The sequence below is a fragment of the Sphingobacterium griseoflavum genome, from assembly GCF_014653155.1.
Lineage (GTDB): Bacteria > Bacteroidota > Bacteroidia > Sphingobacteriales > Sphingobacteriaceae > Sphingobacterium > Sphingobacterium griseoflavum.
In genome coordinates this window covers 1-12,134 of record NZ_BNAF01000019.1, presented here as the reverse complement: position 1 = coordinate 12,134, position 12,134 = coordinate 1, and the positions used below count along the sequence as shown (strand labels likewise).

At 46.4% G+C, this 12,134-nt stretch carries 10 protein-coding genes; 3 read left to right on the top strand and 7 right to left on the bottom strand.

Features of this window, described 5'->3' with window-relative positions:
* Nucleotides 1–72: 72 nt before the first annotated feature.
* The 3 genes from IE165_RS17970 to IE165_RS17960 all read right to left on the bottom strand — a co-directional run bounded on the left by IE165_RS17970 (nucleotide 73) and on the right by IE165_RS17960 (nucleotide 2,337).
* Entirely contained in the window at nucleotides 73–279 is a 207-nt protein-coding gene (locus IE165_RS17970) for a hypothetical protein (RefSeq protein WP_189628041.1), read from the bottom strand.
* A 103-nt stretch (nucleotides 280–382) separates the two neighbouring features.
* Nucleotides 383–784 carry a hypothetical protein gene (locus tag IE165_RS17965; RefSeq protein WP_189628040.1) on the bottom strand — a complete coding sequence of 134 codons (402 nt, stop codon included), beginning with the start codon at nucleotides 782–784 and terminating at the stop codon, nucleotides 383–385.
* Between the two features lie 155 nt (nucleotides 785–939).
* Nucleotides 940–2,337 (bottom strand): APC family permease, encoded by a 1,398-nt coding sequence (locus IE165_RS17960; RefSeq protein WP_189628039.1) that lies wholly within the window; start codon nucleotides 2,335–2,337, stop codon nucleotides 940–942.
* Nucleotides 2,338–2,649: 312 nt separating this feature from the next.
* On the opposite strand from IE165_RS17960, the gene IE165_RS17955 reads away from it, so the two are divergent.
* The 3 genes from IE165_RS17955 (at nucleotide 2,650) to IE165_RS17945 (ending at nucleotide 4,115) form a co-directional block, all read left to right on the top strand.
* Nucleotides 2,650–3,150 carry a hypothetical protein gene (locus IE165_RS17955; protein ID WP_189628038.1) on the top strand — a complete coding sequence of 167 codons (501 nt, stop codon included), beginning with the start codon at nucleotides 2,650–2,652 and terminating at the stop codon, nucleotides 3,148–3,150.
* A 148-nt stretch (nucleotides 3,151–3,298) separates the two neighbouring features.
* A complete protein-coding gene (locus IE165_RS17950) occupies nucleotides 3,299–3,763 on the top strand; it encodes a hypothetical protein (RefSeq protein WP_189628037.1) in 465 nt (154 codons plus the stop codon).
* Nucleotides 3,764–3,833: 70 nt separating this feature from the next.
* The gene (locus IE165_RS17945; protein WP_189628036.1) at nucleotides 3,834–4,115 is read left to right on the top strand and encodes a GNAT family N-acetyltransferase; all 282 of its coding nucleotides are present in this window, start codon (nucleotides 3,834–3,836) and stop codon (nucleotides 4,113–4,115) included.
* A gap of 51 nt (nucleotides 4,116–4,166) precedes the next feature.
* Here IE165_RS17945 and IE165_RS17940 read toward each other — a convergent pair whose 3' ends face one another.
* The 4 genes from IE165_RS17940 to IE165_RS17925 form a co-directional block, all read right to left on the bottom strand.
* Nucleotides 4,167–5,900: a M14 family zinc carboxypeptidase gene (locus tag IE165_RS17940; RefSeq protein WP_189628035.1), complete on the bottom strand. Its 1,734-nt coding sequence runs from the start codon at nucleotides 5,898–5,900 to the stop codon at nucleotides 4,167–4,169.
* Nucleotides 5,901–6,056: 156 nt separating this feature from the next.
* On the bottom strand, nucleotides 6,057–8,003 hold the full coding sequence (locus tag IE165_RS17935) for an OmpA family protein (protein WP_229826641.1): 1,947 nt from the start codon (nucleotides 8,001–8,003) through the stop codon (nucleotides 6,057–6,059).
* A gap of 14 nt (nucleotides 8,004–8,017) precedes the next feature.
* A complete protein-coding gene (locus tag IE165_RS17930) occupies nucleotides 8,018–9,031 on the bottom strand; it encodes a PorP/SprF family type IX secretion system membrane protein (protein ID WP_229826640.1) in 1,014 nt (337 codons plus the stop codon).
* Between the two features lie 6 nt (nucleotides 9,032–9,037).
* On the bottom strand, nucleotides 9,038–12,134 hold a 3,097-nt coding region (locus IE165_RS17925), incomplete at its 5' end, for an Ig-like domain-containing protein (protein WP_189628034.1).

Genomic DNA, 12,134 nt, shown 5'->3' with positions numbered 1-12,134 from the left:
CCAATACATAAACATTCCTTTACCGTAGCAGTTGATTACCAAGCCATCGTGGCATCTATTGCTGCGCAAAACTTATCGAATTCTTCCAAAGCGTATGCCACCAATAATCATGAGCGTAATGACAATAGCAGACCAACCCGGATAGTGAATGAAAAGATAAATCGTCATCCCGCAAATCAACAACAGCAATAAAAAGAGGATTGCCTTCTTAGCAGAATCCATATTAAACATGGCTATGATGGCACATACCGCAACTAAGCTTATAAATATCGTCAACATCTTGCAAGTTAAAAAACCCAGTGTTAACTTAATGTTAAATAACAAATAGGTTTGCAACGCGGATGTTCTTCTCTTTAGTAATCAATGCGTAGCATACGCATCGCTAAAACCGACGTCCTATAGTGAAATTTCCAAAATGGACCATAGGGTTTATGACGGAATCATCGCAGAAGTGTTCCAAGTCGTCAGATCCATATTCGGCTGGATCAGCCCCATTTTTGATAAACTCCACCTTTCTGGAAAAATAATTCATAACGTGGCAGAAGGGCCCTTTGAACGTATAATCGCTTGCATCTTCATCTTCAAAACACTGTTTGGTGCTGCGATTTTCTTCTCCATATATAAACAGATCGTTGGCCAGCCTGATCAAATTTTTGGCTTCGATCTCCATGGTAGGCGGGTCAACGAACACACGCTCTCCGAAGTAGCGGTAATTAATAATGTCATCAAGCTCCTGCTTGGTTGTTATACGGTAAATAAGCTGGGACAAATCTGTTGTTTCCATGGAAAAAATACACTACTTTTTTACCGAATATCAATACAAATTTTATACCACAGGATATTATTCGGGAGGTTCATGGAAAATTTACCGGAAAAATTTTTGGATCATTTTGCCCGAACGTTGCCCGATTTACCGTTTTAAACATTCTTTTTAAAGATTCAGGAATTATCTGTATTGGGCTTCTTGTTATTGATTAAATAATAAATCGGTATCCCAATGAGCACGAGTATCAATCCCGGCCAAGTATATTGCTGTTTATAGATAATGAGCAGACCACAAAACAACCCGCCAACCAATAGATACACGATGACGGGAATCGGATACAAAAAGGTGCGATAGGAACGATCTTTTTTGGGGTGTTTCCACCGTTGGTACACGACTCCAAACACCGTGATCATATAAAAAATCACAATGACGAAAGAAACCATATCCAATAGATTGCCATATTGGCCACTAAGGCACAGCAATGAAGCCCACAATCCCTGCAACCATAACGATCTTGCTGGCACGTCGTGCTGATTATTCGGGATGGCTTGCCTCAGAAAAAGACCATCTTTAGCCATTGTCTGAAATACCCTTGCGCCAGCGAGAACCAAGCCATTCACACAGCCAAACGTGGAAACCATGACCAAAAATGCCATGATAATGGTCCCGGTGTGGCCCAACAACTTTTCCGCAGCTGCCACTGCTACCCTATCGTTTGCTGCAAATGCCATTTCTTCTCTGCTTAGGGTAGCTAGGTAAATGTAATTGCACAGTAAATAAAGAAGCATGACCAACGACGTCCCGATTACCATGGCGCGAACTACGTTCCGCTCAGGATGACGGATTTCTCCCGAGATAAAAGTAACATTTTCCCAAGCTACGCTGCTAAAGATGGCTCCCACCATGGCTGCCGCGACCCCCGCCATCAATGTACGGCCATCTATCGGAACCCAACCATCCCCCGTGAGATTTTGGAAAGCGGACCAACCAAATTGCACATTTTCTGCAAAGAAGCTGACCTTCATCAGGTACAAGCCACCAAAGACTAGTGCGACTAATGCAATGATCTTAGCAGCCGTAAAGATTGACTGCACAAATTTGCCCGATTCAAGTCCTCTGGTATTGATAAACGTCAAAAAAATGATAACGCCAATAGCAACGATTTGCATCCACGTAATCATGAAACTACCGTTTTCATAAATTGGAGGGGCATCGCTTAACACTGGAAATATATAGGCAGTAAATTTTCCAAATGCTACAGCCACCGCTGCAATGGTGCCTGTCTGAATGACGGCAAAGAGGCTCCAACCGTAGAGAAAACCGGTCATCCTTCCAAATATTTCAGTAAGGTAGGCATACTGCCCGCCAGCTCGAGGGTACATGGAAGACAACTCTCCGTAGCAAATAGCCGCCGCTATAGTGGCTAATGTGGTCAATCCCCACACCATGATCAGCCAATAACCCGACCCAAGCTGCCTCATCATATCCGAACTGACGATAAAAATACCGCTTCCTATCATCGATCCCATCACAATCATGACAGCATCCCACAATTTTAATTGACGTTTCATATTTCAGGCTTCTTTTCGCATCAAACCTACAAATATTAACGCAATTACAGAAACTTAGCGAAACAACGTGCTTACCCAATGCCATTTTCAGCGACCCGGGGAAATCGACATTTTTAGCACCCAATCTGTTTCTAGAAGAACATTATTACATCATTTTTTTAAACCTATAAAATCATAGTAGATCAGCATATATTTTATTTGAAAGAGAGCGTCAGAAGCAATCTACCTTCGATTCAGTCCATGTAGACCTTTCTATTTACAGAAAAAACTATTCGAAGCGTTTGGTTGTTATTTCTGTATAACACCATAACCATGATTAAATCATTACTTTTTCTCTTACTTGTTATCCCTATCGGTTCTCCCATCAAAGCCCAAGACCATATAGAACAATTTCGACAACAATATCCCTACGCTAGGAAAGATGCCGCTGTTTGCCAAAAACAGATTAGCTTTATAAACAGGATGGATACTTTCAGCCCGATAGAGCGAGCGTATGCCGGTGCATTTTATGCGGTATGGCCGGAGCACCTGCAGTCTCCATTGAAAAAACTGAATGCATTCAAAAAAGGGAAGGACTATCTGGAGCAAGCTGTGAAAGAGGATCCCAACAATATGGAAATACGCTTTCTCCGTTTAACCGTACAGTATAATGCTCCTTCTATCCTCGGTTACAACGATAAAAAAGCGGAAGATCTGCGAATCGTTCTTGACAATTTTAAAAAAACCAAATCGTTGACGCTGCGCAACAATATCAGGGAGTTTCTCCTACCGACCGATTTGCTGTCAGAGCGTCAACTAAAAGTTTTGGATTAAGTCTACGAAGATCAACCCTGAGTCAGGTCGACAAAATCCGTATTTTTGACAAACGTACTTATACGCAGATATCATTCTAAATATACGCTTTATCCACAGCGGGACAACAAATCGATAGGCTCATTTGTTTTTTTTAAAAAGACTGTATATGGAAAGATTAAGGGACAAAGAAGCCGAACTGATCAATGATCTTGTTATGATCAACACAGATCGCATCGAAAGCTTTGCAAAGGCAGTGGAAGGTTTAAATACTGACAAGGATGCTGACGCAATCGCTATATTGGAAAAATTGGGTCAACAATCACAGCAATTCAAATCGCAACTAGCTCCTTTCGCGGATCAGCAACATTCCGGCGCCGCTAGGGGGAGTTCCCAATCACAGGGCGCCTTGTACCAACTTTGGACAAGGCAATACCGAGAGATTGATCGTGAAGGACGGAAAGGGATTCTTATCGCTTGCAACGAAAAAGAAGAGGTATTTGAAAAAGTTTACGGCAATGTTTTGGACAGCGTATCCCAAATCGATGAAAAAATTGTTCAAATGATTAAAAGCCAATTGGAGGTGCAACGCCAAGCCCACCAAGTGTTAAAAGAGATTGCTCTCCGCCAATAGCAAAAAAAAACGAACGATCACTTTACTTTTTTAAAATTGCAAAGTTTTGGCTATTTTTAAAAGAAAAAACATGGTCGAAATCAAACAGGAGGACGGTCGAAAAGGAAAATTCGACATCTTTGTGGACAAAAATTTAGCCGGTACGATGACCTATACATGGGCCGGAGAAGCCAAATTTATAATCGATCACACGCAGGTGCTGGAGGGATATGAAGGTCAAGGTTTGGGTAAAAAACTCGTACAAGCAGGCATTGAATTTGCGCGAACAAAGAACGTGAAGATTATGCCGCTATGTCCTTATGCGAAACGAGTATTTGACAAAGACCCATCATTAAAAGAGCTCCTATTCTAAAAACGATTCGCTTACAAGTTTAAGATTTCCTTGATCGGATTATGCAGCCGATCATTCTTGTCCGAGCTGCTTAATCCGCCCAACGGGATACCGCAAGTGTCCCTTTTCGTAAAACTCAGATTTTTTGTATATCCAATCAAGCTGTGCGCGTCCGCTTGCAGCAAGTTCTTTATTTTGCTGTTTTGCAAGCTCCAGTTCTTTTCTCCATTCCGGATTCTCCTGCAGCAATCGAACGGCTTCCTCTTCAAATATATATAACGAAAAATATTCTTTTTGCGAGAGGATGGCATCAAAAAAATTCCAGTTGAAAAAAGAATCTGTAGCCTGTGGCTCTAAAGTTTCGACAATATACCTATTGGCTTCCTGATCCGTTTTTATCAGCCAGTCGCCTTTATAAAACATTTGTTCATTCGAAACTGGCATTACATGCACCTCACGGTGCAAGTAATGCCCTTCGTAAGGTGCAGCACTTGTTTTGTAGTGATCGATGTAATACTGTTCTACCCTTATCAATGTGTCTTTCTCCAAAGAATGCATCTGCACCCCATTGAGTTTTAATAAGGCTATTACTTTTTCGTAGGCTTGTGGCACAATGTAGGCAGCAGGCTTGATTACCCGTACATCGGGGATATAACTAGCGTAATAAGGTATGTCGATGGTGGTCGGTTTTGACCTATCGTAGTATAGACGAGCAAAACCACTGAGTTCGCTGGGCCTGTAGCTTGCCTGATAGCCTAAGAACGGTAACTTTTCTGCATGCTTCTCATCCAGTTTCCAACATAATGTAAACTCTTGTTGTTGGCGGACGCGCCGTTTCACCGCCCGACGAAGATCAACTAAGTCGGCACCATGCGCTTCGGTTGCATGCAGCAACTCATGCATCAGCGCACGCATTGCCGCAACACGATCTCCATACGGTTTCCACATATGCGTTTCTGGCATATAGCCGATGGTGTGATGCAAAGCAGCGTATCCCGTGGAATATCGCGGACTTTCCAAAAAGGATACTAAACCCGACTCCGGGGTATCTTCTTTAGGATCCACATAAGGAACCATTGGAAAACCCGCTGTTGCCATTCTTGCGTAGAGGGGCTGGGTGAAATTCTGCTCCATGAACTTAGCTAGCGCTGGGTCTAGCTTATCGCGATGCGTTGCAATGAGCGTCATGACATATTGATAATCTGCACCATTACTGGTATGTGTATCAAAAAAAACGTCAGGATCCCAAGTATGGAAAATCTGTTGAAACAACCACGCGTTTCGCGTATCCGTCTTAATAAAATCGCGGTTCAAATCGTAGTGCTGCGCACTTCCTCTAAAACCGTAGGCTTCGGGGCCATTTTGATTGGCGCGCGACACCCCTCGGTTCAACATGCCTGCTACGTTATATACAGGAATCAAACAGATAACCACATCTTTCGGCAGTTTATTTTCTCTCAACAATTCACGAACAAAAAGCATAGACGCGTCTATCCCCTCGGGTTCACCGGGATGGATGCCGTTATTGATAAGCAACACCGTTTTTTTCTGGCGCTTTACAGCTTGAGGTTCGAACACTTGATCTGCCGAGAGAACAAAAAGATGAAGAGGCCTGCCAATATCGGTAGGTCCAACTTCCAAGAGACGCGCTCGCGGATCATCTTTTGCCAAACTGGTATAAAAATCGATCAGCTCGGTATACGTAGCGGTTGTATTTTTATCGGGATCTTTTTCAAAGGCCAATTGCTGCGCAAACATCAGATGAGTAGGAAAGAGAACGATAAGCAATAGCAGGCGATGAATCATGTTTTTCAATTTGCTATGCAATATAGCATAAACTTAGCAATTCGATGTTGTGGTTGGCAACCTTGACAACCTGATTTTTATATACCTACCGATACACACCGAGCGCGGAAATCGTCCTTTCCCTGATTTTTATCTATTAAAATAAAGTTCGTTGCCTTAGTACTCTAAGACCTCAACTTCTGTCCGTCTATTTGCCTGATGCTCCGCAGGCGTACATTTCACGCCATTACTGCATTTATTGATCAGTCGACTTTCACCATATCCCTTGGCCATTATCCGCGATCGTTCAATGCCTCGACTAACAACATAATCAACGGCAGATTTTGCTCGCTTATCCGACAAAAGCATATTATATTTATCGCTGCCTCGACTGTCGGTGTGGCTGGAAAGCTCCACTTTCATCGTCGGGTTGTCTCGCATAGCGCTCACCAATTTATCTAATATCAAAGCAGCATCTGGCCGGATATGGGATTTGTCAAAATCATAATATAAGTTTTCCAGTACAAATTTATCGCCCCTTTGTTTCATTGCGGAGAGATAGACATCCGCACGGATGATGGTATCTGCATTTGGACGGGTCGCGGCAATGACCGTCGGATCGCCCATGTAGCCATTTTTTTCTCCGGTCAATGTATATGCTTTACCTACGCCAAGCTCGAAGTTGAAAGAACCGTCGGCATTGCTTGATGTTCTGCTTACCACCGATCCATCTTCCCCTATCAACGATACGCGGGTGTCGCTCAATGTTAAATTTGTCGCTTTATCATAAACAAAGCCTTTTAGCGTTAAATTTATCTTTGGCTTTTCGAAGTAGAAGGAATAGATGTCATCCCCCCCCATTCCATCTTTCCTATTTGAAGACAGGTAGCCGTAAAATGCATCATCATCATCAGCCATAACGACATACGCAAAATCATCAGCAGCAGAGTTAAGTGGATATCTTAGGTTTCTTCGATTCCGAAAATTGGACTTCTCGCCTTCGACAACGTACACATCCAAACCGCCCATGCCAGGAAATCCGTCACTGGCGTAATACATTTTCGAACCATAAATAGCTGGAAAAAGTTCGTCCCCTGCAGAATTGATCAACGAGCCTGCATTTTGTGGGGTTCCCCAGGCACCGTCGTTTTGCAGCTCCACATACCAAATATCGGTTCCACCGTAGCCACCCGGCATGTTTGAAGCGAAATAAAGCACCTGTTCATCATCGCTCAAGGCCGCATGACCGAGCGAATAGGCTTCGGTATCATTGTAAGGAAATTCCTCTTCCTCCCAGCTATTACCGCGATTTTTGTAGATCTTTAGTTCGAGGTTATGCTTGAGGAAGCGCTTGCCATCTTGTTTGATACGCTGAACAGCATCCCCCGGATAGGTGCGTGTAACAAAAAGCATGTCTTCATTCTTGTTGACCGCCACAGGACCAACATGGTATGCCGCATCGTTGTAACTGTAGGGCATAATATTCGGTAGGGTGAGGGAAGCATTGTCTCTGCTGGCGGAAAACACCTTTAAATAAGGCTGGCCGGTCATACCACTTTTGGCGACCGAGGTAATTTTTGGTTCGGCGGTATAGATAGCACCATTTGATGTCGGTACAGCGCCAAATTCGGACAAATCAGTGTTTATTTCCCGCTCATTGCGCAAATCATAAGGTAATGGGCTGGCCATCCATACGACGGCCGAGTCACAGCCAGCTATTTCCCTTGTCAACACGTCGGATATACCATAGCTTTCTGCATGGCCCTTCAAAACGGATTTGGCCTCGGCATATTTGCCGTTATGCTTGAGCGCCTCGGCATACGAAAGTTCCGTTTCTTTGCTGTGGCCTTCCATTGACGCAGCCCTCGCGAGCCAATTTTCCGCTAGATCGTAGGCATTTAAATAAAGATAGCTCATGCCTATACGTTCTACATCAACCACTCGAGGCTTTTTGGTGTCTACCAGCTTTTCATACAGGGGTGCTGCCTTCGCATATTCCATCCGCAGAAAATAGCCATCAGCTCGTTGCCGCACGCTAGGTTGTTCTTGCGCCATAAGTGCACAAGTATGGATAACCGATATGCTAAGAAATAAGGTAATATATCGTATCACAATCTTCATCATCTTTCTGTTTAAAATTAAAAATAACGCGGGCTTAACAATTGTCGGAACGACTGCCCGAAGGTTAGTCCCAATGTGAGCTCATGTGTGCCACTTTGCAATCCACGCATCCTGTTCAACATCACATCATAGGAATAGCCAATCCGTAACCTCTCGGTGGCGTAAAATTGGACAATTCCAGTAATCGCATTAACCGAACTGAGCTTTGCGGGTGAGTTATCGAAATAGTCACGATTAAATAGGCGTGCCCGTGTCCGATAACCTCCGCCTACCCAAAACTTATCATTGAAAATAAACATCGCATTGATATCCATGGCAGTTGGACCTTTAAAATCGTCTTTCACTAGCAAACTTGGACGAAGGTGCAGCCCCTCTTCCAACTCGAAAAGTGCCCCTGCAATTAAATACGCATTTACGTTTCGGTAGAGGCTCTCCAGTGCGTTTTCGTTGAAACGGAATTCATCATTACTGTCGGCTCCTGAAAAAAGATCCTGCACGGATACGCCTGCATACCATCTTGGATTGTAGTAATACACACCGAGACGTATATCTGGCGCCCAATTAGTAATCTTCCCGGCTGGGATCACCACATCTCCTGGATCCAGCTCTCGCAGTTTATTGCCATCTAGCCCATACTGCGTAGCACCAACAGCAACCCCCAGCGCCAATCGCTGGGTATCATCGTTGTCAAGTTGCAGGCGTAAGGCATAATTTGCATAAACGGATGTGGCATCTTGCGCCCCCAACCTGTCCATCGCAACTTGCAGGCCTACGCCATGCCGTTTGTTAACGGGGTCCAATACGCCATCCACGGAAAGCGATCCACTTTGTGGAGCACCGTCCCACCCGGTCCATTGGCTGCGCAGCCCCATCTGCGCAAACCATTCCTCTTTGTAGCCCGTGTAGGCGGGATTAACACTAATCGAGTTAAAAATATACTGCGTAAATTGTATACTTTGCTGTCCATTGCCGTGTAGACTCCAAAACAGGACTGCGCATACCAACAAAGACTTCATTCTATAATTTTTCATCGACGCTTAATTTCGTTTTATCAAAACAGTTGACTTGACTTCTGTAGAGTTACCTCCTTTTATGGCACGTACGAACACGAAATAGGTACCATCATTGAGACCTCTTCCATCCCACTCGCCTCTATAATTATCATTTCGATAAACCTCATTGCCCCATCTATTGATTATGGTCAGTGAAATCCTGTCGAAAGATTCGGTGCCTAAAATGACGAGCCTATCGTTCAAATTGTCGCCGTTGGGCGTGATTACGTTTGGAATTACCAACGGATTTTCGGAGACAGCTACATGGACTGTTGCCTGATTGCTCCACCGCCCCTTGATATCTCTGACGCGGTAAATAAAGGTGTCTTCACCCATGAAGTCAACGGAAGAGGTATAGCTCACTTCGCCATTCCCTAACAGGATTACCGTAGAACCCGGAGTAAAGGAAACAATTTCAACCGTGCTTGGATCAATCTCCCATTTAGTAACCACATCGTTTTCTAGGACGTTTACTGTTACTGGCACCGCAGCTTTGGCCTCTATAAAATCATCCATTGCTTGAATTCTAGGATGATCAACTGGAATAGGATCGGTATCGTCCTCATCATCGGGATCTTCAGTGTCCGGTTCATCCGGCCCCCAAACCGTGATTCCATTTGTTATGTTGTCTGGTGCGTCTTCATCCACTAGGGCTGCGATCTTCACTATGATGGTGCCGCCCACAGGAATCGGTTCAGTTGTAGTCAGCACGGCAGCATTATCTGTGCCCATTATCGATGCATTTGTTCCCATCACGCTGTAACTTTGGATGGTAACACCCACGCCCGGCCGTTCTCTTAAATTAATCGTTCTACCGACAGCGATGTCGGCTGGACCATCATTGGTAACGGTAACTGTGAAACTTGTGGCCTCGCCAGCCTTAACCCTCATTTCGTCCGCCACCTTCTCAATGCGCAACTTCGATTCACGATCCACTGGAATCTCCGGCGTCTCATCTTCATCATCAGGATCTTCCGTATCCGGTTTATCAGGTCCCCAAACTTGAATACCATTACTGATTGTTGCCGGAGCATCCGCAGCTACTGCCGCGGTTATCTTGACCACAATATCCGCACCGACATTCAACACATCGGAAGTCGTTACCGTCGCGGCGGTCGCGTTGCCATTTATGGTCGCATTACCGGAAAGAATTTCGTAACCCGTGATCGTTAGACCGACACTTGGCAGCTCTGCCAGTCGTATAGCCTTGCCACTAGAGATGCTTGCTGGCCCCTCATTGGTTATGGTCACGGTAAACGTGGTGGATTCTCCCGCTTTGACGCGTGGCTGATCGGCAACTTTACGAATACCCAATTTAGCATCTCTATCTACAGGGATTTCAGGCGTCTCGTCTTCATCATCTGGATCTTCCGTATCTGGCGTATCAGGTCCCCAAACACGTACGCCATTGCTCACGGTCGCTGGCGCATCTGCACCGACGGTTGCCGTCACGCGAACAGTTATTATACCGCCGACCGCAATCGTACCGGTTGTAGTTATATTGGCAGCATTTCCGGCTCCTGCGATAGTCGCATTGCCACTCGTTATGCTATAGCCTGTAATCGTTAAACCAGCGCTCGGCATCTCGGCTAACCTAATAATGTCGCCGTTTTCAATCAGCCCTGGCCCTAAATTGGTGATGGTCAAATCGAAGCTTGTCGACGACCCCGCACGAACACGCGTGTCATTCGCAACTTTGGTGATGCTAAGTCTAACAGCGCAGTTCTCGACAACAGGCGTTACGGCCAAGCGATCCACGCTTTCGCAGTCGTCCACCCGTTGTGTCGCATAATACGTCACGCCATTTTGAAGTATCGTCGACGCGGGAAGCATCATTCCCCCTATCGGAGCATCATACCAAGTAATATTTGATCCTACAACTGGTATATCTACCAATGTTTTACTATCGTTTGCACAAAATACGGGTGCTGCATCCGCAATGGTCGGCGCAGGCGTATCGGTGATCGTCACGCTTACCTCCGTACGCAAAACGCTCTCGCAGCCATCGCCGATCTGCGCAGCATAGTACACGCCGCTGCTCAACGATGCGGTCGATGGAAGAGCCGTGCCTCCCGAGGCAGCACCGTACCAGACCACCGTGCCCGTAGCACCCGCGGTATTCAGGTCGGCAACCGTAGCACTGTCGATCGCACAGAAGGTCTGTGCTAGTTCCGTCAAGGTCGGAGCAGGCGTATCGGTGATCGTCACGCTTACCTCCGTACGCAAAACGCTCTCGCAGCCATCGCCGATCTGCGCAGCATAGTACATGCCGCTGCTCAACGATGCGGTCGATGGAAGCACCGTGCCTCCAGAGGCAGCACCGTACCAGACCACCGTGCCCGTAGCACCCGCGGTATTCAGGTCGGCAACCGTAGCACTGTCGATCGCACAGAAGGTCTGTGCTAGTTCCGTCAAGGTCGGAGCAGGCGTATCGGTGATCGTCACGCTTACCTCCGTACGCAAAACGCTCTCGCAGCCATCGCCGATCTGCGCAGCATAGTACATGCCGCTGCTCAACGATGCGGTCGATGGAAGAGCCGTGCCTCCCGAGGCAGCACCGTACCAGACCACCGTGCCCGTAGCACCCGCGGTATTCAGGTCGGCAACCGTGGCACTGTCGATCGCACAGAAGGTCTGTGCTAGTTCCGTCAAGGTCGGAGCAGGCGTATCGGTGATCGTCACGCTTACCTCCGTACGCAAAACGCTCTCGCAGCCATCGCCGATCTGCGCGGCATAGTACATGCCGCTGCTCAACGATGCGGTCGATGGAAGAGCCGTGCCTCCCGAGGCAGCACCGTACCAGACCACCGTGCCCGTAGCACCCGCGGTATTCAGGTCGGCAACCGTAGCACTGTCGATCGCACAGAAGGTCTGTGCTAGTTCCGTCAAGATCGGAGCAGGCGTATCGGTGATCGTCACGCTTACCTCCGTACGCAAAACGCTCTCGCAGCCATCGCCGATCTGCGCAGCATAGTACATGCCGCTGCTCAACGATGCGGTCGATGGAAGCGCCGTGCCTCCCGAGGCAGCACCGTACCAGACCACCGTGCCCGTAGCACCCGCGGTATTCAGGTCGGCAACC